Origin of the sequence: Methylobacterium sp. 88A (genome assembly GCF_000376345.1) — a bacterium.
Classification (GTDB): Bacteria; Pseudomonadota; Alphaproteobacteria; order Rhizobiales; family Beijerinckiaceae; genus Methylobacterium; species Methylobacterium bullatum.
This window is the reverse complement of record NZ_AQVT01000001.1, coordinates 4,503,400-4,528,816: the sequence shown is the minus strand read 5'-3', so window position 1 is coordinate 4,528,816 and position 25,417 is coordinate 4,503,400. Positions and strand designations below refer to the sequence as shown.

Here is a 25,417-nt window from a genome sequence, read left to right as displayed (position 1 = left end):
TGACATCGCGATGGCGCGGGCTTCCTTCCCGCTCCCATGTCCGACCCCGACCGCACCACCAGCCTCGAAGCGTTCGCCCGAGACCATCTCGCCCGCCTCGACGAGACCTCCCTGCGCCGGCACCTCGTTCCCACCATGCGCGGCCCGCAGGCGGCGGCGACGCGACAGGGGCGCAGCCTCGTCTCGTTCTCCTGCAACGATTATCTCGGCCTGTCGCAGGATCCGCGCGTCATCGCGGCGGCTCAGGCCGCGACCGCCCTTTACGGGACGGGGGCCGGTGCCTCCCGTCTCGTCACCGGCAGCCACCCGCCCCTCGCCGCCCTGGAAGAGCGCCTCGCCACCCATAAGGGGACGGAAGCGGCCCTGGTTTTCGGCAGCGGCTATCTCGCCAATCTCGGCATCGTCTCCGGGCTCGCCGGCCCGCGCGACCTGATCCTCGTGGACGCGCTCGGCCATTCCTGTCTCTGGGCCGGGGCGCGGCTCTCCGGCGCGAAGGTGCTGCGGTTCGCCCATAACGACCTCGGCGATCTCGAAGCGCTCCTGACCAAGCACCGCTCCCGCCACCAGCATGCGCTGATCCTCACGGAACGCGTCTACAGCATGGACGGCGACCGGGGTCCGATCGCCGACATCCTGCATCTCGCCGACGCGCACGATGCCTGGACCCTGGTGGACGACGCCCACGGCCTCGGCGTCATCGGGAAGGACGCGCGGGCGCCCCTCGAAATGGGCACTCTGTCGAAAACGCTCGGCTCCTATGGCGGCTATCTCTGCGCCTCTCGCGCCGTGGTCGATCTGATGACGAGCCGCGCCCGCAGCTTCGTCTACACCACCGGGCTTCCCCCGGCCTCGGCCGCTGCCGCACTGGCCGCCCTCGACATCGTCGAGGCCGAGCCGGATTACGCCGCGCGTCCGCTCGCCCTCGCCCGGCGCTTCACCGCGCAACTCGGCCTACCCGGGGCGCAGAGCCCCATCGTCCCCATCCTCATCGGCGAAGCGGACGCCGCGCTCGGCCTTTCGGCCGCTCTGGAGGAGCAGGGCTATCTCGTGGTCGCCATCCGCCCGCCCACAGTCCCGGCCGGGACGGCGCGGCTGCGTGTGGCGTTCTCCGCCGCGCATACGGAGGCACAGGTGGAGGGGTTGGCCGAGGCGGTGCTGGGACAATGGCCACGAACCCTCCCCCCTTTGCGGGAGAGGGTTCGCGAGACCTACGCCGCAGCGGTGGACTCGCCGCCGGCCCGCTCGCGCGCCAGCTTGACCACGCCGACCTGATCCACCTTACCGGTGCCCAGCATCGGCAGCTTGTCCAGGACCACCACTTCGGCCGGGATGGCGATCTCGGTGGCGCCCTTGGTCTTGGCGAAGGCCTGATAAGCGGGGCGGGTGGCGTCCTTGCGCTCCGTGAACAGGATCAGCCGCTCGCCCTTGCGCGCATCCGGCACCGCCGCCACTGCACTCGGCGTATCCGGCCAGAGTTCGCCCGCGATGGCCTCAATGCCGGCCAGCGACACCATCTCGCCGGCGATCTTGGCGAAGCGCTTGGCGCGGCCCTTGATCGTAACGAACCCTTCCGCGTCGATGGCGACGATGTCGCCGGTATCGTGCCAGCCGTCGGGCGGTGCCTCGAGCACGCCGGGCTTCTCCGCCCTGAGATAGCCGAGCATCACGTTCGGCCCCTTCACCGAGAGACGGCCGCCCTCCTCGATGCCGGGCACCGGTTCGAGGCGGGATTCGATCCCGGGCAGGAGCCGGCCGACCGTACCGAAGCGGTTGAACATCGGCGTGTTGAGGGCGACGACCGGCCCGCATTCGGTAACGCCGTAGCCTTCGAGAATGCGCAGGCCGAACTTCTCGCTCCACGTCTTGCGGGTCGCCTGCTTCACCGCCTCGGCGCCGGCCACCACGTAGCGGAGCGAACGCAGGTCGTAGGAATGGGCCGTCTTGGCGTAGCCGGAGAGGAAGGTGTCGGTGCCGAACAGGACGGTGGCGTTCGAGCCGTAGATGAGTTCCGGCACGATCCGGTAATGCAGCGGCGACGGGTAGAGATAGACCGGCACGCCGGAGACCAGGGGCAGGATCAGGCCCGCCGTCAGTCCGAAGGCGTGGAACACCGGCAGCACGTTGAAGACCTTGTCGGTCGGCCCGAAATCGATGCGGGCCGCGACCTGGGCGGTGTTCGCGAGCATGCAGCGATGGGCGAGTACCACGCCCTTGGGCGTGCCTTCCGAGCCCGACGTGAATAGGATCGCCGCCGGATCGTCGCCGCGTCGCGCCACGAGGGGTTTGCGGGGGCTGAGGAAGCCGCGGATCTTGTCGCCGGTGGTGACGCTGGCGCGCACGTCCTCAAGGTAGACGAGCTTCACCTTGCCCTGGATGGCCTCGATCAGGCCGCCGAGGCGGCCCTTCTCGATGAAGGCGCGAGAGGTGAGGATGGTGCCGACCTCCGCCGCCGAGCAGGCCGAGAGGACGTTGGCGGGGCCGGCGGAGAAGTTGATCATCGCCGGCACGCGCCCTGCGCTCGCCAGGGCGAAGAACGTCACCGCCGCGCCGTTGGCATTGGGCAGCATCAGCCCGATGGCCTTGCCCTCGGCGGCGAGCGGCATCAGCTTCCGGCCCAGGATGTTGGCGCCCATGACGAGGCGCGAATAGCTGAGCGTGCCCGTGACCGGGTCCTCCAGCGCCGTGCGGCGCCAGCCATGGTCGGCCCCCGCCTGGATCAGGGCGCTCATCACGCTGCGGTCGATGAAGGCGGTGTCGAAGACGAGATCGGACATGATGTCGTACAGGGCCGCTCCTGCCGCGCGCCGCCGGTTCTTGCCCTTCAGCGCGGGGTCGACGGTAAGCGCCACCGGCGACATCACCGTGACGATGACCTTCGGCCACCAGCGACGGCGGACCTGATTGCGGGAGAGGCGCGAGAAGGCGGTCTTCTCCAGCCCCTCGATCTTCACCGGAACCACCTTGGCCCCGGATTTCTCGGCGATGAGGCCGGCGCCGTCATAGACCTTCATCAGGCTGCCCGTGACGGTGAGGCGGCCTTCGGGGAAGATGATCAGCGTTTCGCCGTTCTTCACGGCATTGATGAGCGTGCGGGTTGCCAGCGGCCGGGTCGGGTCCAGCGGCATCGCCTTGGTCACCCGCAGGAAGGGCTTCACCCACCAGCGCTGCGCGATGCCGTGGTCGACGGCGAAGACCGGCTCCTTGTCGAGGAGCGAGAGGGCCAGCGGTGCATCCAGAAACGAGACGTGGTTGAGGGCGATGATGGCGTTGGGGCCGGCCTTCTCGACATTCTCGAGACCCCGCACTTCGAGCCGGTAGAAGGCGCGGAACAGGATCGAGAGGAAGTCGCGGAAGGCGCTCGTGGGCATCACCTTCAGCACGATCACGCCGGCGGCGAGGTTGGCGACGCCGATGAGGGTGAGGAGCGAGGCCATCGACCAGCCCGCGCCCTGCAGAGCGGCGAGCCCCAGCGCCCCGGTGACCATGAAGGCGGCGGTGAGGACATTCACCGCGCCGATGACGCGGGCGCGCTTGTCCTTGTCGGTCCAGGCCTGCACGGCTGCGAAGGACGGCACGATGTAGAGGCCGCCCGCGATGGCGAGGCCGGCGAAGGACGCCGCCACGCGAAGGCCCGTCCCGGTGGAGAGGAAGGCGCCGGCCCCCATCACCTCGCCGGAGACCGGCGGCAGGTGCGAGACGGTCCAGGCGAGGTCGAGGGCGAACAAGCCCATGAACAGCGCGCCGATCGGCGTCGGCAGCAGGACGATGCGTCCGCTGGCGAGCCAGGAGGCCAGGGCCGAACCGACGGCGATGCCCACCGAGAAGATCGCGAGCAGCAGGGTGACCACCGTCTCCGAGCCGTTCAGGCTCTCGCGCACCAGCACCGGCAGTAGGGCGAGCACCACGGCACCCACCAGCCAGAACCAGCTGACGATGAGCGAGCCGCGCCACAGCCGCGTATCGGCGTAGAGGTCACGCAGCAGGGCCACGGTGGAGCGGGCGACGTTGGGATCGATTCTGAGCGTCGGCGCTGCCTCGCCGGTGGAGGGGATCTGTCGGGCCGAAAGCCAGCACAGGATCGCGAACACCATGATCAGGGCGCTGAAGGCCAGGGCATCGCCGCCGAGCGCGCTGGCGAAGCCGGCCACGATGGTCCCGAGCAGGATGGCGAGGAAGGTCGCCGCCTCGACCAGCGCGTTGCCCGCCGTCAGCTCGTTGCGCTTCAGGTGGTCGGGCAGGATGCCGTACTTGATCGGGCCGAACAGGGCCGCCACCGTGCCGAACAGGCCGAGCGCCACGAACAGGATCGGCACCGAGTGGAGGAAGAAGCCGATCGCGGCGGCGGCGGCGGCGAAGATCTCCGCGAATTTGAGGCGTTTGGCGATGAGTGCCTTGTCGTAGCGGTCGGCGAGTTCGCCCCCGAGACCCGACAGGATGAAGAACGGGCCGATGAAGACGGCGCCGGCCAGGGTCACCAGGATGCCCGGATGGGCGGCCTCTCCCCCGGCGCCCGCGACCTTGAACAGGATCAGGAAGACCAGGGCGTTCTTCAGGAAATTGTCGTTGAATGCCGAGAAGAATTGGCACCAGAACAGGGGCGCGAACCGGCGGGTCGTCATCAAGGTACGAAACATCAGGGTCTCCTCGGGGCGGACCATGACTGCCCACCCTGTAACGAACCGTCAAATCCGGCACGGCCGCGATTTTTGAACGTTGTGCAAAATAACTGCCGCTCGCAAAGGCGGCAACGTTGATTTTGTACGGCGTGCAATCTATGCGTCGGCGAGGTGCCGGGCGGCACGCGATGGCGGGGATGGCGTGACGAAGGCAACGAAACCGGCACGGCGGGGCACCGGCCCACGAGGCGAGCATAACCGCGAGGAATTCGAGTCTCTGGTGACCAAGGCGGCAGAGGGGTTGGTCCGCAGGGAGGGCCTGCGCGGCCTCGGCATGCGCCGGCTCGCCTCGGTGATCGGCTACGCTCCGAACTCGATCTACAATGGTGTCGGCGATCTCGATGCTGTGGTGATGCGGGTCAACGCCCGGACCCTGGAGCGCCTGCACGCGGCCCTCACCGGCGCGATCCGTCCCGACGCCGGTCCGCGCGACAACGCCCTTGCCCTCGCCGATACCTATCTCGCCTTCGTGGCCTCGGACCCTCAGGTCTGGAGCCTCGTCTTCGAACATTCCCTGGCACCGGACTCGACCTTTCCCGACTGGTACGCTGCCGCCCTCGCCCAGGCGACCGACCTCGTCGACGGGGTGCTCGAACCTCTGATCCCGGATGCGAGCGAGAGACGGCAGGCGGTGGCGACCCTCTGGGCCGGCCTTCACGGGCTCGCCTCCCTGTCCACTTCCAACAAGCTCGCCGTCCTGACCCCCGAGCCGCCGCGCGACCTGGCGCGGCTGCTGGTCGGGCGGTTCCTGCGGCCCTAGGAACCGCGTGTCGCAGCAAGGGAACCCGGCGTTTCCTATACTGAGGGGCGCTGGCAGCGTATATCTGTCTCTCGCGAAACTCCCGCGGAATCACCCTCTCTTCGGCTGCGGAGGCGGGCAGGGGGCTTTCCGGGGACGTGAAGCCCAGGATGAACTTCGATTGGGATCCGAGCAAGCAGGGCAAGGTTCTGGCGGAACGCGGCATCGATTTCGCGGACGCCGTCACGATCTTTGCGGGTCCCGTCCTCGTGAAGACGGACACGCGGCAGGATTACGGAGAAGTTCGTATGATCGCCATCGGACAGATGAACGAGGTTTTCGTCACGGTTGTCGACACTGATCGTGGCGATACGCGATGGATCATCACGGCTTGGCCAGCGAACCGCAAGGAGTGCGCGGAATGGCAAAGATCACACTTGAAGAAGCCTTGAAACGTACCGTCACGGTCGATCGCGCTAGATTGGACGCGACCACCGAAGAGGATATCCGCCGCTATGTGATCGAGGACGGGTTCGACCCGGACGATCCCTCCAACCTCGATGGCGCGGCCATCGTGCTGCCTCCTCGGATGATCCGCGAGCGCCTCGGCATGACGCAGGCGACCTTCGCCGAGGTGATCGGCGCACCTCTGGCGACCCTCAAGAACTGGGAACAGGGCCGCACCATGATCCCGCCCTACGTCCGCACTCTTCTCAACATCCTGGATCGCGAGCCCGAAGCAGCCCTGCGCGCGATCATGGCGGGACGTCCCGAGGCGGCGTAGCGCAGCGAGAAAGACATTCATGGCCAAGCAGTTTCCGGCCCTCGACGAGCGCCATCTCGATTTCATCGCGCGCCAGCACATCGTCTTCACCGCTTCGGCGGCGGAGGGCACGCGGATCAACCTGTCGCCGCGCGGCACCGATACGTTCCGGGTCATCGACCCAACCACCGTCGTCTATCTCGACCGTACCGGAAGCGGCAACGAGACCGCTGCGCATCTGCGCGCGGATGGACGGCTGACGGTGATGTTCTGCGCCTTCGAAGGCGCGCCGACGATCCTGCGGCTCTACGGGCACGGAGAGGTTTTGGCGCGCGGCAGCGAGGCCTATTCCGGCCTCCTCTCCGATGTGTTCGACGGCTGCGAGCCGCCCGGAGCGCGCCAGATGGTGCGCCTCACGATCGATCTCGTGCAGACCTCCTGCGGCTTCGGCGTGCCCGTGTTCGATTACCGCGAGGAGCGTCCCGCCCTCGACCGCTGGGCCGAGGCCAAGACGGAGGCCGAACTCGACGCCTATCGCCGCCAGAAGAACGCCCGCAGCATGGATGGGCTGCCCACGGGGCTGTTCGCCGACGAGGACGTGGCGGGCTGATATCGCGCGGCGTCGGGTAAGCGGCGCGCCGTCAATCCCGGCTCGCGCACCGTCTCCTCGCATTCCCTCCCCTCCCCCGGCCGGCTGGAGCGCCAGCGGAAGGCGAGACGGGGGCGGGCGCAGGAAGACGCAAAGCGTCCGTCGTCTCAGCGGGCGTTGGGCAGGTGGACCTTCACCGCGCCGCGTCCGTCGGCCTTGAGCGGCGCACCCCATTGCGTCGCCTCGATCCCCGCCTGCCCCCAGCCGGTGGCCAGGGAGATCGTGAGCGGCAACAGCATCGCGCCGCCCGGAACGGGGGCGAGCCGTACGCGGATGTCGTCGTTCTCGGCCATGCGGCGCACGCTGCTGCCATTGGGGCGGTGGCCCGAAATCGGCACCCAGCGCGCCCGGCAATCGAGGGCCGGGCCGCGATAGGGGCCTTCCTGGACCGTCACCAGCCCCCCGCGCGAGAGAACGATATCCGCCCGGGCCACCCCGTTGAAGACCGGGATGCGGCGCTCGCAGAGGGCGACGTCGAGGGGCGCCGCGCCGAGGGGGATCGCCAGCATGGTCAGGGGATCGACGACACCCACCTTGTCCTGCGGCGCCACCGGGATCCGGTCGGGCGTCGGAGTCGGAGGCGGCTCCACGCTCTCGTCATGCGCGCGTCCGCCCGACAGAACCATGGAGACCCGGACCGGCTTTCGTCCATAGAGACTCTCGGATCGGAACGTGCCGGTGAGCGCTCCGCTCCGCGACCGTTCCCCCGATGCCGACGCCGTCCCCGATCCCTCGAAGAAGACACCGACAAGGCCGCGCAGGCCCGCCTTCAGATCGTAGGCATAGCGCCCACCCGCCTGATCGACGGCGAGGGTGGCCTCGCCGACGGGAAGGTCGAGGAACGACAGGCGATAGGTGATGGAGAAGCGTTGAGGCTCGGGGGCGGCCGAAGCCGGGGGCGGCACGGCGAGGGCCAGAAGCGCTGCGCCGATCACCGCAATGGAGCGTGTCTCCCAAGCATCATTGGACGAGGCGACCATGCGCTGCCCTCCTGCATGCCGTCATCCCTTAAGAGATGCCGCCACGTGTGCTGGTGCGGACCGGCACCTGCCGGGTGATCGTCGCATTCGAGAACCGGACGGCAGGCGCGCTTTGCGCTTCCCTTCAGTTCTCACCCGTCTCCATCTGCCGATACACCCGCCCATGCTCGCAATAGCCGGCGACGATGCGGGTCATCATCGCGCGCTTGTCCGCGTCGAGGGGGCCGAGGATGCGGGCGGGGCGGCCGCCCCAGAGATGGCCGCTCTCGAGGAGCTGGCCCGGATCGGTGGTGGAGCCGCCGGCGAGCAACACGTCGTCGGCCACCACGGTGCCGGGGGCGAGCACGCAGCCGATGCCGATGAGGCTGCGCGCGCCGATCCGGCAATCGGCCATCCGCACGTTGTGCGCGATCGTGGTGTCGCGACCGATGACGACGCCCTCGGCCCGCGCTCGGATGACGGTGTTGTCCTGGATGTTGGTGTCGGCGCCGACGAGGATGGGGCCGACCTCCGCATGCAGGTCGCAGGAGAACAATACGCTCGACCCAGCGCCGAGGGCGATGCGGCCGCGCAGGCGCGCGGTGCTGGCGACGTAGACACTCGGATCGACGTCGATCTCGTCGCCGGCGACGGGCGACGGGGTATCCCCCGTGGCCTCGCGCACGCGCTCGGCCCGCTCGGCGATCTCGGCTGCGGTGACGGGACGCTGGGGTTTCGCCGGGCTGCCGGCATAGGCGAAGCCCGCGGCGAGGTGCGAGCGCGGGAAGACGGTGGCCCCGGCCTCGATGAGCACTCCGTCCTCCACGGTGGCGCCGTCGAGGACGATGACGTCGTCCTCTATCACCACGTCGGACCCGACCGTGCAGGCATGGACCACGGCGTTGCGGCCCACCGTCACCCGGTCACCGACGAGGGTGGGATGCGAATCGGTGGCGATGTGGAGCGTCGAGCGATGGCCGAGCCAGAAGCGCTCACCGACGGTCACCGCCTCGCCGTCGGCACGGATCACGCTGTCGTCGCCGAGCCAGGCCTGGGCACCGATCGTCGCGGCGCCGATGACCGTGCTTCCGCGCCCGCACCAGACCGGACGGGCCGAGAAGACCGGCAGGACGCCGTCATGGGGCAGGATCAACTCAGGCGTCACGCGAGGGGAATTCCTTCGAAGCCGATGGCGTGGACCGGCTATGGGACCGGCGGGGCATGGAACCCATGCCGGTCGAGTGGTAAGGCCGGACGCCGGAATGGTGTTGCCGGAACGACGCGCGACAGCGTGGAACCACCGCGCGGACTTTGCAATGTCGCGCATCCCTTAAGGGGGATCAAACCCGGTCGCGAGGGCTTTCGCGCCGATGCGTCAAGGAATCGACGGATGTCAGCAGGCGAGACGACGGCGAACGATCGGGGCGCAGCCGCGATCAGCATCCAGAGCGCGCCCTTCGACGTGGCTGCGGAGATGGCCGCGCTGAGCGGTACGCTTCAAGGCAGGACCGGGGCGATCGTCACCTTCACCGGCCTGTGCCGCGACGAGGGCGGGCGCCTGACCGGACTCGAACTCGAACACTATCCCGGCATGGCCGAGGCGGAGATCGGCCGGGTGGTGGAGGCGGCTCAGGACCGCTGGCCGCTCCAGGCGGTGCGGGTGATCCACCGGCACGGCCTCGTCGCGCCGGGCGACGGCATCGTCCTCGTGGTGACGGCGGCAAGTCACCGCGTGGCCGCTTTCGAGGCGGCGAGCTTCCTCATGGACTATCTCAAGACGAAGGCCCCGTTCTGGAAGCGCGAGCATCTGGCCGACGGCACCATGGGGGGCTGGGTCGAAGCCACGGGCGCCGACGACGAGGCCGCGTCACGCTGGGCGTGAGGGCGGACCGGCGGCGATTCGCCTCCGGTCCGTCCACAGAGGAGGGCGCGCCTCAGCCCGTTCGCCCCTTGCCTGTGACGGGTTTCGCGCGCCCGTTCGCATCGCGCTTCGGTAGACCGCGCGAGGGGACGGGCAGATGCAGCAGGGTACGCCGATCAAGGACGAGCTGGGTCCGCACCCCGCCAACTGGTCGCCGGCGGCCTCGGGAATCGCGGTGGTGGCGTTCATCGCCCTGCTGATCGTCGCCTGGACCGCCGCCTCGACCCTGCTCCTGATCTTCGCCGGAATCCTGCTCGGGGTCTTCCTCGATGGGCTGACGCGCCTGCTCGGCCAGGTGATCGGGCTCGGTCGCGGGCTCCGGCTCACCATCGTCAGCCTGGTCCTCGGCGGGCTCACCCTCGGCTTTCTCGCCTTCGGTGGCGCGACGGTGGTGCAGCAGGGCAGGGAGCTCGGCCAGACCGTCACGAAACAGGCCGGGTCTGTCCGTGACCGCCTGAAGGAATACGGGATCGATCTGCCGGCCTTCTCCGCACCGGAGCCGACGTCGGGCGATCAGGGCCCCGACAAAGCCAAGGACACCGAGACCGACAAGGAGAAGAAGGCCGGGGGCCTCGGCGGCCTCGCCTCGGGGGCGATCAAGAGCCCCGGTTCCCTCCTCTCGGATGCCGGCAGCATGCTCGGACCGGCGGCCGCCGTCGTCACCGGGCTGTTCAGCGCGCTGGGCAACGTCCTGGTGATCGTGTTCCTCGGCCTCGCCTGCGCGGCCGATCCCGCCAGCTACCGTGACGGCGCCGTCCGGTTCGTACCGCCCCGTTACCGTCCCCGCGCCACCGCTCTCCTCGACGGCATGGGCGAGACGCTGCGGCATTGGCTGTTCGGCCAGCTCATCACCATGGCGGTGATCTTCGTCTGCATCTGGGCGGGTTTGAGCTTCCTCGGTATCGGAGGTGCCCTCATCCTCGGCCTGCAGGCGGGACTCCTCGCCTTCATCCCCACGATCGGCCCGCTGATCGCCGGCGTCATCATCGTACTGGCGGGCCTCGCCTCCGGCACCAATGCGGCGCTCGGCGCCTTCGGTGTCTACCTCGTGGTGCAATGCCTGGAGAGCTACGGGCTGACGCCCTTCATCCAGAAGCGGGCTCTGGACATCCCGCCGGCCACCATCTTCGCCGGCCAGCTCGTGCTCGGTGTGCTGTTCGGCCTTTGGGGCATCGCCCTCGCGCTGCCGCTGATGGCGGTCATCAAGGTCTTGCTGGAACAGGTCTATATCGAGGACACGCTCGACGAGGAGGCGGATGTGTAAACGCGACGCTGTCCGAACGGCCTGACGACAACAGCCGAGACGTCGACGCGGGGCGGATGGAACAACAGTCCGCCATGGCATTCGCATTGCTGTCTTAAATGGCCATCGTCATTCAAAAGATCGCCCTCGTTCAATAATCGTAAAGCAGCGTCGGAGATCCGTGATCGAGATCGAGGCGTCTCCACCGGGAGGCTTGGAAACACCGATCAATAACACCGACGATCATCCTGCAATCTCACGTTGCGATGAGGATAGTTCTTCGAGAAATATTGCGATCATATCAAAAGTTAGGTATCTGTTGTTTCAGGTCGTCGTTCCCCTCGGCTGGGCCGTAGCTCCGACGATTGTCGTGAGCTCGCGGTTTAACAATGAATGGTGGGATACCGAGAAACCTTTGGTATGACGTTCCAAGCCAGATCAAACATTTTGGCAACGTCGGTCATTGGCACTGGGATTTCGTCGACAACACTCATTTCTGGTCGCCCGGACTCTATCCGATCCTAGGGCTTCCCAATGGCCTCATCAGGCCCGATTACACGCTTCTGTTCCGGCTCATTCATCCGGACGATTGCCCTCCGACCATGGAACCCGACCTGGTCAGGCAATCGGAAACGGTACCGCCCTCGATCTTCCGCATCGTCCGGCCGGATTCCGGAATCTGTACTGTCATGAGCCGCGTGGAGGTAACGACCACGCCCAATGGCCGGCCCTTGAGCGCGCATGGCATCCTCGCCGACATCAGCGATCCTGCCATGCTGGCCCGCGCCGAGGCAGCACAGCGGCAGCGAGACCAGGCGATCTTCCATTCCGTCCGGGCCTTCACGTCGACGGCGTACACATTTCCATTCATAAAATTCTCGCAGAAATGGCTCGACCTCGTCGGCCTTCCCGAGAGCGAGCTCCTGCAGGACCCCACACGACCGTTCGTAAAGGCCGAGGGCGTGCCATGGTCGGCGCGTATCGGGGGGATGTACGCGTCCAATCACGCCTCATACCTCCTGCCGGACCTCAGGTTGGCGAACGGCGACACCGTAAGATACCGCCTTCTCTTGGTTCCCGTGCTGAACGATGCGGGGCATATCGAAAGCTGGACTCAACTGATCGGTCCGATCCAGCTGCGGATCAGACCCTCCGGACGCCTTCGGCTCGGCCTCGAACAGCACCTCGAATCCGGTCATGTCCGTGCGGCGCGCGCATTGCTCGACTGGTCGATGGCGGATCTGAGCGGAGCTTCGGGAGTGTCGCTTTCGACGATCCGGCGGCTCGAAGGCTCCATTGCCTCCGTCTCGGTCGCCAACCGCAATCAGGTGATCGGCGCTCTGCGCAGCGCAGGTATCGTGTTCTCGCTCATGGATGGGGCGATGATCGCGGTCAGCAAGGGGAGGCAGATCGCCGAATGAAACATGGCCGGAACGGCGCGGTGGCCCGTTCAGGCGGGCGCTGTACCGGATTCGGCCGGGTCGTCCATGAGGGGGTGGAGATCGCGGACCATGCTCTTCAGGCGCTCGTCGAGGACATGCGTGTAGATCTGGGTCGTCGAGATGTCGGCATGGCCCAGGAGCTCCTGCACGATCCTGAGATCGGCCCCGTTCTGCAGGAGATGGCTGGCGAAGGCGTGGCGCAACACGTGCGGACTCACGCGGTCCTCGCGGATCCCGGCCGCCGCCGCCGCAATCTTGAGGTCGCGGGCGAAAGCCTGCCGGGTCAGGTGACCGCTCTCGCTGTCGGAGGGGAACAGGAAGGGACCGTCGCCGGTGAGATGGGTCAGGTGCTCGCGCATGGCGGCGCGCGCCAGATCGGTGAGCGGCACCAGCCGTTCGCGCCCGCCCTTGCCCTTCACCACGAGGTAGCGCTGCTTCGTGGTGGCGGCCGCGCGCGGCAGGGCGACGAGTTCCGAGACGCGCAGGCCGGTGGCGTAGAGAGTTTCCAGCAGACACAGCATCCGGACCGCGCGTCGCTGCTCGCCCGGCGTCTCCTCGGCCGGCGTCGCCACGGCCCGCTCGCGGGCGGTGCGCAAGAGGTCGTCGACCTCGGTCACCGACAGCACCTTGGGCAGGGTGCGCCCCCTGCGCGGGCCGCCCACCGGCGCGCTCGGATCGGTCTCGGCGAGGCCTTCGGCGTACAGGAACTTGTGGAAGCCGCGAATGCAGGACAGCCGGCGCGCGGCGGAGGAGGCCTTCAGTCCCTGGGTCTCGAGATCCGCCAGATAGGCGCGGACCTCGCCCGCATCGGTATCGAGCGGATCACGTCCCGAGGCGGACAGGGCCGCGAGGTAATGGTCGAGGTCGCGGCGATAGGCGGCAAGCGTGTTGACGGCAGCGCCACGCTCGGCTGACAGCATTTCGAGATAGGCGACGATGAGGTCCGGACCTTCGGCGCCCGCCACGTCACCAGTCACCTCGTCAGCCTTCTCCGACCCCGTCACCGGCCGGGCGGCTGCAGCTTCGCAGAGGGAATGCTGACGCTCATTTCCCGGGGCGTGGGCTGAACGAAGGTGGCGAGCGAGAACATGCCCGCGAAGACCAGTCCACCGAGGATGGCGAGCGTGGCGAGAAAACGAAACAGGGTCGGCACTCGGACGAACCTCGGTCGGAGGGAACTCTGCGAAAATGAACGGCGTCGGTCGGCCAGCAGATCATTGAGCAGCCAAGCCAAGGGTTTGCACCATGCCGGGCGCGCGATGGCAAGGACTTCGGAGCCACACGGAGCGCCGCAAGGGATTCATGGCCGCCGAGCGGCGATCGGCCTCACCGGTCCGGGAGGCTTCGCGGGAGGAGGAAACCTGCCCGAAAGAAACCCGACCCGGGAAGAATCGCGTCGCGCCTTACGGCCTCGCTTCGCCCGGCGGATGAAACGCGCTAGGATCGCGTGAAGACGTGTATCAAGATTTTAACAATGACCGAGACCGAGACCGAGCCATCGGGAGGCGACATCGCCGCCGATCCCATCGAAGTCAGGCTCCGCCGTGCCCTCGGCGCGCGCTCGATCGTGCTCGTCGGTCTCATGGGCGCCGGCAAGAGCACGGTGGGGCGGCGCCTGGCGACGCGCCTCGGGCTGATGTTCAAGGATGCCGACAACGAGATCGAAGCGGCGGCCCATCTCACGATCCCGGACATCTTCGCCATCTACGGCGAGCCGAGCTTTCGTGAAGGAGAGGAGCGCGTCATCGCCCGGCTCATCCGCGAAGGGCCGCTGGTGCTGGCCACCGGTGGAGGCGCCTTCATGCGCGAGGCGACCCGGGCGCGGATCGCGCAAGGCGGCGTCTCGGTCTGGCTGAAGGCGGAACTCGACGTGCTGATGCGCCGCGTCCGCAAGCGCGGCAATCGCCCCCTGCTCCAGACCGACGACCCGGAGGAGACGATGCGGCAATTGATGGAGATCCGGCATCCCGTCTATGGCAGTGCCGACGTGATGATCCCCTCGCGCGACGTCTCGCACGACCGCGTGGTGGAGGACGTGATGGAAGCTCTTGATGCCTATCTCAACGGCCCCTCGAACCAAGGCGTCGCCGCGCAGTGAGTGACGGACAGACGGTCCACATCCCCCTCGACCAAGGCCGGGACTACGACATCCATATCGGCCGCGGCCTGCTCGCCGAGGCCGGCGTCCGCGTGGCCGCCCTCGGCGCCAAAGCCGCCGCCATCGTCACCGACGAGACGGTGTCGGCGCTCTATGGCGAACGCCTGCGCGAGAGCCTGGAGGCGGCGGGCCTGCGCTCCGGCCTTGTCACCGTCGCGCCGGGCGAGGCCTCGAAGAGCTATGCGGTCTACGCCCAGGTCTGCGACGGGCTCCTCGCCCACCGGATCGAGCGCAACGACCTCGTGGTGGCCCTCGGCGGCGGCGTGGTCGGCGATCTCGCGGGCTTCGCGGCGGCGACGCTCCGGCGTGGCGTCCGCTTCGTCCAGGCGCCCACGACCCTGCTCTCGCAGGTCGATTCCTCGGTGGGCGGCAAGACCGGCATCAACTCGCCCCTCGGCAAGAACCTCATCGGCGCCTTCCATCAGCCGCGCCTGGTCCTGGCCGATACCGCCACCCTCGACACCCTGTCCGAGCGCGAGATGCGCGCCGGCTACGCCGAGGTGGCGAAATACGGCCTCATCGCCGATGCGGGCTTCTTCGACTGGTGCGAGGCCAACTGGGCCGGCATCTTCTCCGGCGGCCCGGAGCGTGACGAGGCGGTGGCGATCTGCTGCCGGGCCAAGGCCGGCGTCGTGGTGCGCGACGAGCGCGAGGATGGCGAGCGCGCCCTGCTCAACCTAGGCCACACCTTCGGCCATGCCCTGGAACGGCTCACCGGCTACGAATCCGCCCGCCTCGTCCATGGCGAGGGCGTCGCCATCGGCCTGGCGCTGGCCTTCCGCTTCTCGGCCCGCCTCGGCCTCTGCCCCGGTCAGGATGCCGGCCGCGTGGCCAACCATCTGGCGCTCTCCGGCCTGCCCACCCGGCTCCAGGCCGTCCCCGGCGGATGCGGGGGCGCCGACGCCATCCTCGACGCCATGGCCCAGGACAAGAAGGTCCGCGACGGCGCGCTGACCTTCATCCTCGCCCGCGGGATCGGGCAGAGCTTCATCGCACCGGGCATCGACCGCGCCGAGGTGAAGGCTTTTCTCCAAGACGAGTTGCGCGGGGCGTGACCGGATCGCCTCCCTTGCCCTGACGTCGCTTCGGGGACACCACCTGTCTCCGGGCGGCCGGGATCGGGAGCGGCCATGCCGACCTTTCGGCTCAGATCCGGCGCTGCAGCATCGCTTCGGTCGTGGGTTGGTATATGAGAGGGGCTCGCCAGGACCGGCACCGTGCCGGTGTGGCACGGCTTGATGCGACGACGGCCTGATGGACACGCATACCGACCTCTGGCTCGCCGCGAGCATCGTGGTGATGTCGCTGCTGCTCTCGGCCTTCTTCGCGGGGGCCGAGACCGCCTTCACCGCGGCGTCGCGGGCGCGGATGCTCGCCCTGGAAGATAGCGGCGACCTGCGGGCACGCGTCGTCAACCGCATCCTCGCCTCGCGCGAGCGGTTCATCGGCGCCATGCTGATCGGCTACAACATCGTCGCCATCGGCGCCTCCGCCTTCACCACCAGCGTGCTGACCACGATCTTCGGCAAGAGCGGGGTGCTCTACGCCACCGGTGTGATGTCGGTCCTCGTCATCGTCTTCGCCGAGGTGCTGCCGAAGACCCTCGCCATCAACAAGCCGGACCAGGCCGCCCTGGTGATGGCGCGGCCCGTCGCCTTCGCGGTGGCGCTCCTCGGCCCGGCCGCCATCGCCATCGAGAAAGTGGTGCGGCTGATGCTCCGCCCCTTCGGCGTCAGTATCGGGCAGCACCAGTCGATCCTCTCGCCCACCGAGGAAATTCGCGGACAGGTCGCCCTGCTCCACCGCGAGGGCGGCGTCGCCAAGGCCGAGCGCGACATGCTCGGCGGCCTGCTCGACCTTCACGAGTTGTCCGTCTCCGAGGTCATGGTGCACCGCACAAAGATGCGCACCATCAATGCCGATCTCCCCTCGGAGGAGATCGTGCGGGAGGTGCTGTCCTCGCCCTACACCCGCATGCCGCTCTGGCGCGGCACGTCCGAGAACATCATCGGCGTGCTCCACGCCAAGGACCTGTTGCGCGCGCTCGACGCCGCCGGAGGCGACGCCTCCGGTCTCAAGGTCGAGGCCCTGGCCCTCGAGACCTGGTTCGTGCCCGACACGACCAGCCTGCGCGACCAGCTCAAGGCCTTCCTCACCAAGAAGACCCATTTCGCCCTCGTCGTCGACGAGTACGGCGAGGTCATGGGGCTCGTGACCCTGGAGGACATCCTGGAGGAGATCGTCGGCGACATCGCCGACGAGCACGACGTCGCGGTCTCCGGGGTGCGTCCCCAGGGGGACGGCTCGGTGAATGCCGACGGCTCCGTCGCCATCCGCGATCTCAACCGCGCCATGGACTGGAACCTGCCCGACGAAGAGGCGACGACCATCGCCGGCCTCGTCATCCACGAGGCGCGGGCGATCCCCGATACCGGCACCGCCTTCAACTTCCACGGCTTCCGGTTTCAGGTCCTGCGCAAGGCGAAGAACCGCATCACCGCCCTGCGGATCACCCCGCTCGTGCCGATGATCGCGAAGAAGGACGAGATCGAGGGCTAGAGCGCTCTCCGCCGAAGTGGATGCCGGTTCGGCGAAAAAGAGCGTGGCACAACAAAGGCCTGGAGATGTGCCCCGACCCAACGTGGTCGGGCGCAGCTCTAGGCCCCCGGCAAGGCGAACGGAGAAACGCGCCTCCCTCAGCCGCGCGGCACCGGCCGCCAGCCCGGAGGCGCCATCTCGAACCCTTCGAACCGGAAGGCCGGGGAGACGGTGCAACTCACCAAGGTCCACGATCCGAGGCTCGTGGCGGTCTGCCAATGCCCCGCCGGCACCACGATCTGCGGCTGCTGGCCATGGGCTAGGTCGGGACCGAGATAGGTGGCGGTCGCATCGTGACCGTTCGGACTCGTGGTGATCACCATCGGTGCGCCGGCATGCCAGAACCAGATCTCGGAGGCATCGACCCGATGCCATTCCGAGGTCTCGCCGAGATCGAGCAGGTAGTAGATCGCGCTGCCCACCGAACGGCCATCGACCTCCGTCGGATCGCGAAACGTTTCGCGATAATGGCCGCCCTCCGGGTGGGGTTGAAGCCCCAGCTTGGCGATCACCTCGGCGGCCTTCATGTCGTCCTCCCTCGTCTCGCGATCGTTATTGGCCGGCCGGAATGGCGCCTTGAGGCATTTGAAGGCCGCGAGGAGCCGCGCCCTCCCCTCGCCCAGCTCCCTCGGCGGCGGAGGCCTTGGGCGGGCGCGGTGATTTGGCGACGGGCTTGGGCTTCGCCTTGGCGACGGGCGCCGCCTTCACTTCCGGGGCATCGCCGCAGCGGCGATGATCGAGGCGCGCCAGGACTTCGCCGGCCTCCGAGACGATGTTGAGGAAATCCGGTAGCACCGTGAGCTGCTCGTCCCAGCGGACCGGGCCGCCTATCGTCGCCTCCAGGGCTGCGGGGCTGCCGCCCCGGCGCAGGGCCAGGAGATCGGGGCCGAAGGCGGTGGCGGCCTTGTTGCCGAGGACGACCTGCAGCACGCGGGTAGCCTCCGGCGTCAGGGGGCGAAGCGGGTTGTCGACGGTGATCGTGCCGCTCCGCGTCACCCAGAGCGAGACGGCGCCTTGGCCCTCGTAGAACGCACCCTGGCCGTTGTCGCAGACCACGATGAGCTCGGGCAGTTTCACGGGAGCGAGATTGGCCGCCGGCGTCGGCAGGGGCGCGGCCTGAGGAGCATCGGACGCCTCGGCTGGCTTGGCGACGGGTTTCGGTTTGGGCTTGGGCTTTGGTTTCGGCTTAGGCTTGGGGGCCGGAGCCTCGGCCTCGCCCAATGGCGCGGCGTCCTCTTGTGTGAAGCCGGGGGAGACTCCCAGCATCACGCATAAAAGAGCAACGCAGGAGACCAGCGCCAAGCGACTCCCAGTCCGCATCCTCCAAGGCCGAAACGCGGAGTTCGGGTTGCCGGAAGGACGGGACGGGATCGAAGAGATCTGCATGGCTGAGAGGGTTACCCCAGCGAGGGCCGGCTTGCATCCACTTGTGGCGCGCCACAGGAGTGCTTTCGCACAGAGGCAGGCATTGCCGCCTGGGTCGCCCTGGCCGGAACGGTCCTTGCGTCTCGTTTCGGCCCCTTGCGCCGAGGGAACGCGGAGCCGAAACCATGCGGACGGATTGGCCTTGCACGGTGGTGGCGCCGGTTCGCAAAGCGATCCATCGGTGGATGACGGGTCGTCATGCACGCATTGTCGCCGGCGCGACGCCCAACCTGTTCTAAGGCGACTCGGCTTCGGGGCCGTCCTCTTTCTTCTGTCCAGACAAGGTCGATCGATGCGCATGCTTGACCGCAGCCCAGCCAATACGGTGCCCGATCCCGGCAAGCTGGAACAGGATCTCATCGCCCTCATCGAGGATTCTCGCGAACGGTCGAGCGAGGATCCGTTCCGTAATCCCGTCCTGGCGGTGACGCTCGCGATCACCCGCCGCTTCGACCGCGACGAGATCGACGAGGACGACCTCGACGGCCTGTTCACCCGGTTACGCACACAATCCCTGGTAGCCCGGGCCGAGCGCCTGCGCGGCTATGTCGGGCTGGACCGGGACGCGCAGGCATCGGCAGACAGCACGATGCCGGCGCGCCTCGTGGCGGCGATCCCGAAAGGCACAGGGGATTTCGAGACCTTCCGCGATCTCGTGGGCCGTACCGGATTCGCCGTGGTGTTCACCGCCCACCCGACCTTCGGCATGCCGAAGGCCGTGGCGGCCCTCATCGCCGAGGCCGCGTCCCAGGACAGCGAGGCGGCGCGCCGGCCCCTGATTGAGAAGGCCGCCGCCCTCTCGACCCGGCCGGATGCGAAGATCAGCCTGGACGACGAGTTCGAGCAGGCCTGCCTCGCGGCCAATCACGGCCGCGCGGCCCTGGACAGCTTCAACGCAGCCCTGCTCGATGCGGCCCGCGCGCGCTGGCCCGACCGCTGGACGGAGCTGGTGCTCAAGCCCTTCGCCCTCGCCTCCTGGGTCGGCTGCGACACGGACGGGCGCACCGATATCGGCTGGTGGGACACCCTGCGCTACCGCCTGGAATCGAAGCGCATGCAGCTCGACCGGGTGATGCGCCACCTGCCGAACGTGCCGGCCACCAATGTGGTGCGGGACCTGACACAGGGCGCGCTGGCGGCCGTGAACCGGCAACTCGCCGTCGCCCCGCGCCTCGGGACCAAGCCTACCCTGGAGGCGGTGCACCGCTTCGCCCTGGCGCTCATCATCGAGCGGGAGCGCGCCCAGACCGATTCCGGGCCGCTCCTGGCGGGCCTCGCCGGAGCCCTGGGCGGCGTCGAGAGCGACGAGGACAAGCGCGCCATCGCTCTCCTGCGCTCCGGCATCGCGACACACGGCCTGTCGAACGCCCTGCCGCATTTCCGGCTCAACGCCAGCCAGATCCACAACGCTGTGCGCCGGGTCATCGACCTCGAAGGGGAGCCGACGGACGCGGCGCAGCGGCGCTCGCATCTCGCCACCATCCATGCCCTTCTCAACGATGTGCAGCCGGTGGCCGTGGATTTCGGAGCGCTCGCCGCCGAGCGTGCCTCGGCCGCGCGCCTGATGATGACCATCGCGCAGATCCTGAAGCACGTGGACGGCACCCATCCGGTGCGCTTCCTCATCGCCGAGACGGAGACCGGCTACACCCTTCTCGCCGCCCTCTGGCTCGCCCGGCATTACGGGATCAGCGACAAGGTCGAGATCACGCCGCTGTTCGAGACGGCGAGTGCCCTGGAACAGGGCATCCGCGTCCTCGACGATGCCCTGCGCAACCCGCATTGGCGCGCCTATCTCAAGCGCATCGGTCGCCTGACGGTGCAGTTCGGCTACTCGGATTCGGGCCGCTATGTCGGCCAGCTCGCCGCGAGTTTCTGGATCGAGCGCCTGCGCCTGCGCATCACCGACCTGATGACGCAGAACGGCCTGTCCGGCATCGAACTCGCGATCTTCGATACCCACGGCGAATCGATCGGCCGCGGCGCCCATCCGACCTCCCTGCGGGACCGCCTCGCCTATCTCGCGCCGGAGGATTCGCGGCACAGGAACCGCAAGGCCGGCATCAAGGTGCGGCTGGAATCCAGCTTCCAAGGCTCGGACGGTTACCTGATGTTCGGCACGCAGGCGCTCGCCCGCGCCACGGTGGAGCGGATCGCCGAGCACCTCTTCGCCTTCGACATCGCCGACGACGATTCCTTCGCCGACTATGTCCTGTCCGACGCGCCGGGCGCCGACGAGACCGACGACCCGATCTATGGCGAGGCGGATTTCGCCGCCGAGTTCTTCACCGTCGCCCGCCAGGACATGGAAGCCCTGGTGGACGACCCTGGCTACGCCGCACTGCTGGGCACGTTCGGCCCTAGCCTCCTCGACCGCACCGGCTCGCGTCCGGTGGCCCGCCAGACCGATAGCGGCGGCCCCAGCATGATCACCCATCCCCGCCAGATGCGGGCGATCCCCAACAACGCGATCCTGCACCAACTGGGGTACCTCGCGAATTCGCTCCACGGCCTCGGCCGGGCGGCGAGCCGCGCGCCGGATCTGTTCCGCGACATGCGCCGCGATTCGGTCCGGTTCTCCCGCGCGTTCCGCCTAGCCCAGCATGCCTCGGCGGTGGGCGACCTCGATGTGCTGCGCGCCTATATCGATACGCTCGACCCGGCCATGTGGCTGGAACGGGCACGGCGCACGCAGCGCGACGACCGGCGCGACGAACTTCTCGTCATCGCCATCGCCCTCGACCGTCTGCGCCTCGCCCCCGACCTGCGCCGCCTGTTCGGTCGCCTCACCAGCGACTGGCTGAGTTTGCAATCCGCCGCCCCGGACCTCGGCAAGATGTCGGTGAGGCTGACGATGCTCCACGCCCTGCGCCTCGCCCTGATCCACCGGATCTGGTTCCTGGCCGTGCACATTCCCGGCTTCCGCCCGCAATCGGGCATCACTCGCGAGCAGCTGATCGAGCGCTTCCTGCGCCTCGACATCGACGGCTGCCTCGCCATGCTCGACGAGATCTTCCCGATCACGCCGGACCCGACCCTCGGCCTCAATTTCGGCGAGCCCGCCGGACCGCGCGATGTCGGCACCTACGAATCGGAGCACAAGACGATCTTCGGCCCGATCCGCCAGTCCTTCGCCCGTGTCCGCGAGCTGTCGGGCATGATCCAGCACGAGGTGGGAGCGTTCGGGTAGGGCACCGTGGATCCCGGGTTCCGCTGCGCGGCCCCGGGACAAGCGGTGTCGCTCAGGCCCCTGCGGCGCGGGGGCGCTCCCCGAAGATCGCTGTGCCGACGCGGATATGGGTGGCGCCCATCTGGATCGCCGCCGGGTAATCCGCGCTCATGCCCATGGAGAGGATGGGCAGGTTGTGGCGCTCGGCGATGCGGGCCAGGAGGGCGAAATGCGCCGATGGCGGGGCTTCGGCCGGCGGGATGCACATGAGCCCGTTGATCGCCAGACCATGGGTCTCACGACACTCGCTGAGGAGGACGTCCACCTGCGAGGGCGAGACCCCGGCCTTCTGCGGCTCGTCACCGGTATTGACCTGGACGAGCAGCTTCGGCGTGCGCCCCGTGCGCTCGATCTCCTTGGCCAGGGCCGCCGCCAGGGACAGCCGGTCGAGGCCATGGATCACATCGAACAATTCCACCGCCTCGCGGGCCTTGTTCGATTGGAGCGGCCCGACGAGATGAAGCTCCACGTCGGGAAAGCGCTCGCGCAAAGCCGGCCACTTCGCCTTCGATTCCTGAACGTAGTTCTCGCCGAAAACCCTATGCCCTGCCTCGAGAGCCGGGACGATGCCGTCCGCATCGATGAGCTTCGAGACCGCCACCAGCGAGATCGTGGCCGGGTCCCGCTCGGAATCCTGAGCCGCCTGGACGATCTTATCGCGCACGGCCTTAAGCCCGGCGACGACGGCGGCGGCGTCAGGATGGGCGTATCTCGGCGCGGTGGAGTCGGGCATGATGTCTCGCGGGCGAAGGAGGGGGGCGGGTTACGCCTGACCTATCATCCGCAACGCCGGCCGCAAGCGCCGGGCTCCACCGGTGACGGCTCTGTTGACCGGCAAACAAGCCGTGTTAGTCCGGCATCCAACCGTTCCGGCGCCGCGTGAGGCGCCTCGCCAGGCCGTCCTGGCCGTAGTCAGAGCCCGCACAATGACTTCCTCCCCCATGCCCGTTCCAGAGCGCTACAACGCCAAGGATGCCGAGCCGCGCTGGCAGGAGGCCTGGGCCGCCCAGGGTATCTACGCCACGAAGAACGACGACCCGCGCCCGAAATACTACGTGCTCGAGATGTTCCCCTACCCGTCGGGGCGCATTCATATGGGCCACGTCCGCAACTACGCCATGGGCGACGTGGTGGCCCGCTACAAGCGCGCCAAGGGCTTCGCGGTGCTGCACCCTATGGGCTGGGACGCCTTCGGCCTGCCGGCCGAGAACGCGGCCATGGAGCGCAAGGTCAACCCGCGCGAATGGACCTACGCCAACATCGCCACCATGCGCGGCCAGTTGCAGAGCATGGGCCTGTCCCTCGACTGGAGCCGGGAGATCGCCACCTGCGATCCCGACTACTACAAGCACCAGCAGCGTATGTTCCTCGACTTCCTCGACAAGGGACTCGTCACCCGCCGCACGGCCAAGGTGAACTGGGACCCGGTGGACCATACCGTGCTGGCCAACGAGCAGGTCATCGACGGGCGCGGCTGGCGCTCGGGCGCGCTGGTGGAGCAGCGCGAGCTGACCCAGTGGTTCTTCAAGATCACCGATTTCGCGCAGGATCTCTACGACGCACTCGACGGTCTGGAGCGTTGGCCGGAGAAGGTCAGGGTCATGCAGAAGAACTGGATCGGCCGCTCGGAAGGGCTTGAGGTCCGCTTCGCCTTCGATTCGCGTGACGGCGAGATCAAGGTCTACACGACCCGTCCCGACACCCTGTTCGGCGCGAAGTTCCTGGCCATTGCCGCCGACCACCCGGTCGCGGCGTCCGTGGCCGCCGCGCGTCCCGAACTCCAGACTTTCATCGAGGAATGCCGTCGCACCGGCACGGCGCAGGCCGCGATCGACACGGCGGAGAAGCTCGGCTTCGACACGGGGTTGCGGGTGCGCCACCCCCTCGACCCGTCCTGGCTGCTGCCCGTCTACGTGGCGAATTTCGTCCTGATGGATTACGGCACCGGCGCCGTGTTCGGCTGCCCCGCCCACGACCAGCGCGACCTCGACTTCTCGAACAAATACGGCCTCGGCAATACGCCCGTCGTCTGTCCGGAAGGGCAGGACGCGGCGAGCTTCGTCGTCACCGACACCGCCTATGACGGCGATGGCCGAATGATCAATTCGCGCTTCCTCGACGACATGACGACGGACGAGGCCTTCCACGCCGTGGCGAACCGGCTTGAGGCCGAGATCCTGGACGGGGAGGCGGTGGCGGCGCGCAAGGTCCAGTTCCGCCTGCGAGACTGGGGCGTCTCGCGCCAGCGCTACTGGGGTTGTCCGATCCCGATCATCCATTGCGATGCCTGCGGGCCGGTCTCCGTCCCGGTCGCCGACCTTCCGGTGAAGCTGCCCGACGAGGTCTCCTTCGATACCCCCGGCAATCCGCTGGAGCGTGATCATGCCTGGCGCAACGTGCCCTGCCCGCGTTGCGGCGCTGCGGCCCGGCGTGAGACCGACACGATGGACACCTTCGTCGATTCGTCCTGGTACTACGCCCGCTTCACCGCTCCCTGGCTGCAGGACGCGCCGACCGACCGTTCGGCGGTGGATCACTGGCTGGCCGTGGACCAGTATATCGGCGGTATCGAACACGCGATCCTGCACCTGCTCTATGCCCGCTTCTTCACGCGAGCGATGCAGGCGACGGGCTGGTCCGGGGTTTCCGAGCCTTTTGCCGGGCTCTTCACGCAGGGGATGGTGGTCCACGAGACCTACAAGGACGCAGCGGGCGCATGGGTTCAGCCCGCCGATATCCGCATCACCGCCGAGGGCGGCGGGCGGCAGGCGTTTCACGTGAAAACAGATGCACCGATCTCGATCGGCTCCATCGAAAAGATGTCGAAGTCCAAGAAGAACGTGGTGGACCCGGACGACATCATCGCGAGCTACGGCGCCGATACGGCTCGCTGGTTCATGCTGTCCGATTCGCCGCCCGAGCGTGACGTGATCTGGACGGAGGATGGCGTCCAGGGCGCGGCCCGCTTCGTTCAGCGGGTCTGGCGCCTGGTCTCTCTCGCTGTGGGCGTGCCGGCAGCGAGCGGAGCGTCGGACGCTGCGCTTCGCAAGGCCGCCCACAAGGCTCTCGCCGCGGTGGAAGAGGATGTGGAGCGCCTGCGATTCAACCGTTGCGTCGCCCATATCTACACGCTGTCGAACGCTCTCGATGAGGCGGTCCGCGCGGCTACGGTTTCGCGCGATGCGGCGACGGAAGCGGCGGGCATCCTCACGCAGCTCGTTGCGCCGATGATGCCGCATCTGGCCGAAGAATGCTGGTCGGCCCTCGGACGGCAGGGATTGGTCGCTCAAGCCGCGTGGCCGGTGGTCGATCGTGCCCTGCTGGTGGAGGACGAGATCACCCTGCCCGTTCAGCTCAACGGCAAGAAGCGTGCGGATGTCACGGTGCCGCGCACGGCCGATACCGCGACAGTGGAAGCTCTCGTCCTCGCCAATGAGGCGGTGCAGAAGGCACTCGAAGGCCGTCTCCCCCGCAAGGTCATCGTGGTGCCCGGGCGAATCGTCAATCTCGTGGTGTGAGAGCATCGAGCCTCTCTTGCCGGCCCGGCGCTTCATCCTCAGGAGGCCCAGCGGCCACCGCATTTCAGGATGCGGGGGAATGGTAGGAGGAGGAGCG

21 protein-coding genes are annotated in these 25,417 nt (G+C 68.0%); 13 read left to right on the top strand and 8 right to left on the bottom strand.

Translation table 11 applies throughout. The features are described from left to right. Positions 1–36: 36 nt before the first annotated feature. Positions 37–1,272 carry an aminotransferase class I/II-fold pyridoxal phosphate-dependent enzyme gene (locus A3OM_RS0121555; RefSeq protein ID WP_018045870.1) on the top strand — a complete coding sequence of 412 codons (1,236 nt, stop codon included), beginning with the start codon at positions 37–39 and terminating at the stop codon, positions 1,270–1,272. On the opposite strand, the gene A3OM_RS0121550 is transcribed toward A3OM_RS0121555, so the two are convergent. Beyond that, the gene (locus tag A3OM_RS0121550; RefSeq protein WP_026176288.1) at positions 1,209–4,634 is read right to left on the bottom strand and encodes an acyl-[ACP]--phospholipid O-acyltransferase; all 3,426 of its coding nucleotides are present in this window, start codon (positions 4,632–4,634) and stop codon (positions 1,209–1,211) included. The two genes, A3OM_RS0121555 and A3OM_RS0121550, sit on opposite strands and share 64 nt — an antisense overlap. A 184-nt stretch (positions 4,635–4,818) precedes the next feature. Here A3OM_RS0121550 and A3OM_RS0121545 point away from each other — a divergent pair, with 184 nt between their 5' ends. The 4 genes from A3OM_RS0121545 (at position 4,819) to A3OM_RS0121530 (ending at position 6,788) form a co-directional block, all read left to right on the top strand. Then, positions 4,819–5,436 (top strand): TetR-like C-terminal domain-containing protein, encoded by a 618-nt coding sequence (locus A3OM_RS0121545; protein ID WP_026176287.1) that lies wholly within the window; start codon positions 4,819–4,821, stop codon positions 5,434–5,436. A gap of 149 nt (positions 5,437–5,585) precedes the next feature. Beyond that, positions 5,586–5,867, top strand: coding sequence for a BrnT family toxin (locus A3OM_RS0121540; protein ID WP_018045867.1), 282 nt, complete (start codon positions 5,586–5,588; stop codon positions 5,865–5,867). After that, positions 5,837–6,199, top strand: a complete 363-nt coding sequence (locus tag A3OM_RS0121535) for a helix-turn-helix domain-containing protein (RefSeq protein WP_051074344.1) — start codon at positions 5,837–5,839, stop codon at positions 6,197–6,199. The genes A3OM_RS0121540 and A3OM_RS0121535 overlap by 31 nt, the downstream gene beginning before the upstream one ends. A 19-nt stretch (positions 6,200–6,218) precedes the next feature. Continuing rightward, positions 6,219–6,788 carry a pyridoxamine 5'-phosphate oxidase family protein gene (locus A3OM_RS0121530; RefSeq protein WP_018045865.1) on the top strand — a complete coding sequence of 190 codons (570 nt, stop codon included), beginning with the start codon at positions 6,219–6,221 and terminating at the stop codon, positions 6,786–6,788. Between the two features lie 146 nt (positions 6,789–6,934). Here the strand turns inward: A3OM_RS0121530 and A3OM_RS0121525 are convergent, their stop codons facing one another. Next, on the bottom strand, positions 6,935–7,807 hold the full coding sequence (locus tag A3OM_RS0121525; protein WP_018045864.1) for a DUF3108 domain-containing protein: 873 nt from the start codon (positions 7,805–7,807) through the stop codon (positions 6,935–6,937). A 124-nt stretch (positions 7,808–7,931) separates the two neighbouring features. Continuing rightward, the gene (locus A3OM_RS0121520; protein WP_026176285.1) at positions 7,932–8,951 is read right to left on the bottom strand and encodes a gamma carbonic anhydrase family protein; all 1,020 of its coding nucleotides are present in this window, start codon (positions 8,949–8,951) and stop codon (positions 7,932–7,934) included. A gap of 225 nt (positions 8,952–9,176) precedes the next feature. Between A3OM_RS0121520 and A3OM_RS0121515 the strand changes: the two genes are divergently transcribed. The 3 genes from A3OM_RS0121515 to A3OM_RS0121505 all read left to right on the top strand — a co-directional run bounded on the left by A3OM_RS0121515 (position 9,177) and on the right by A3OM_RS0121505 (position 12,371). Then, positions 9,177–9,668, top strand: a complete 492-nt coding sequence (locus tag A3OM_RS0121515) for a molybdenum cofactor biosynthesis protein MoaE (protein WP_018045862.1) — start codon at positions 9,177–9,179, stop codon at positions 9,666–9,668. A 136-nt stretch (positions 9,669–9,804) separates the two neighbouring features. Next, positions 9,805–10,971, top strand: a complete 1,167-nt coding sequence (locus tag A3OM_RS0121510; protein WP_018045861.1) for an AI-2E family transporter — start codon at positions 9,805–9,807, stop codon at positions 10,969–10,971. 368 nt (positions 10,972–11,339) lie between these two features. Next, positions 11,340–12,371, top strand: a complete 1,032-nt coding sequence (locus tag A3OM_RS0121505) for a helix-turn-helix transcriptional regulator (RefSeq protein ID WP_018045860.1) — start codon at positions 11,340–11,342, stop codon at positions 12,369–12,371. A 29-nt stretch (positions 12,372–12,400) separates the two neighbouring features. Here the strand turns inward: A3OM_RS0121505 and A3OM_RS0121500 are convergent, their stop codons facing one another. Both A3OM_RS0121500 and A3OM_RS0121495 read right to left on the bottom strand, forming a co-directional pair. Beyond that, positions 12,401–13,369, bottom strand: coding sequence for a site-specific tyrosine recombinase XerD (locus tag A3OM_RS0121500; RefSeq protein ID WP_280790501.1), 969 nt, complete (start codon positions 13,367–13,369; stop codon positions 12,401–12,403). Between the two features lie 23 nt (positions 13,370–13,392). Further along, on the bottom strand, positions 13,393–13,545 hold the full coding sequence (locus A3OM_RS0121495; protein ID WP_018045858.1) for a hypothetical protein: 153 nt from the start codon (positions 13,543–13,545) through the stop codon (positions 13,393–13,395). A gap of 321 nt (positions 13,546–13,866) precedes the next feature. Between A3OM_RS0121495 and A3OM_RS0121490 the strand changes: the two genes are divergently transcribed. The 3 genes from A3OM_RS0121490 (at position 13,867) to A3OM_RS0121480 (ending at position 17,109) form a co-directional block, all read left to right on the top strand. After that, complete coding sequence (locus tag A3OM_RS0121490; protein WP_018045857.1) at positions 13,867–14,490, top strand: shikimate kinase; 624 nt, start codon at positions 13,867–13,869, stop codon at positions 14,488–14,490. Then, the gene (gene aroB / locus A3OM_RS0121485; protein ID WP_018045856.1) at positions 14,487–15,605 is read left to right on the top strand and encodes a 3-dehydroquinate synthase; all 1,119 of its coding nucleotides are present in this window, start codon (positions 14,487–14,489) and stop codon (positions 15,603–15,605) included. The genes A3OM_RS0121490 and aroB overlap by 4 nt, the downstream gene beginning before the upstream one ends. Before the next feature lie 199 nt (positions 15,606–15,804). Continuing rightward, positions 15,805–17,109 carry an HlyC/CorC family transporter gene (locus tag A3OM_RS0121480; RefSeq protein WP_018045855.1) on the top strand — a complete coding sequence of 435 codons (1,305 nt, stop codon included), beginning with the start codon at positions 15,805–15,807 and terminating at the stop codon, positions 17,107–17,109. Positions 17,110–17,246: 137 nt separating this feature from the next. Here the strand turns inward: A3OM_RS0121480 and A3OM_RS0121475 are convergent, their stop codons facing one another. Both A3OM_RS0121475 and A3OM_RS0121470 read right to left on the bottom strand, forming a co-directional pair. Next, positions 17,247–17,675, bottom strand: a complete 429-nt coding sequence (locus A3OM_RS0121475; RefSeq protein ID WP_018045854.1) for a cupin domain-containing protein — start codon at positions 17,673–17,675, stop codon at positions 17,247–17,249. A 25-nt stretch (positions 17,676–17,700) separates the two neighbouring features. After that, positions 17,701–18,369 (bottom strand): hypothetical protein, encoded by a 669-nt coding sequence (locus tag A3OM_RS0121470; RefSeq protein ID WP_018045853.1) that lies wholly within the window; start codon positions 18,367–18,369, stop codon positions 17,701–17,703. A gap of 502 nt (positions 18,370–18,871) precedes the next feature. Between A3OM_RS0121470 and A3OM_RS0121465 the strand changes: the two genes are divergently transcribed. After that, a complete protein-coding gene (locus tag A3OM_RS0121465) occupies positions 18,872–21,763 on the top strand; it encodes a phosphoenolpyruvate carboxylase (RefSeq protein WP_026176281.1) in 2,892 nt (963 codons plus the stop codon). Positions 21,764–21,815: 52 nt separating this feature from the next. Here A3OM_RS0121465 and A3OM_RS0121460 read toward each other — a convergent pair whose 3' ends face one another. Beyond that, positions 21,816–22,535: a YggS family pyridoxal phosphate-dependent enzyme gene (locus A3OM_RS0121460; protein ID WP_018045851.1), complete on the bottom strand. Its 720-nt coding sequence runs from the start codon at positions 22,533–22,535 to the stop codon at positions 21,816–21,818. Positions 22,536–22,728: 193 nt separating this feature from the next. On the opposite strand from A3OM_RS0121460, the gene leuS reads away from it, so the two are divergent. Continuing rightward, entirely contained in the window at positions 22,729–25,320 is a 2,592-nt protein-coding gene (leuS, locus tag A3OM_RS0121455) for a leucine--tRNA ligase (protein WP_026176280.1), read from the top strand. Positions 25,321–25,417 lie beyond the last annotated feature (97 nt).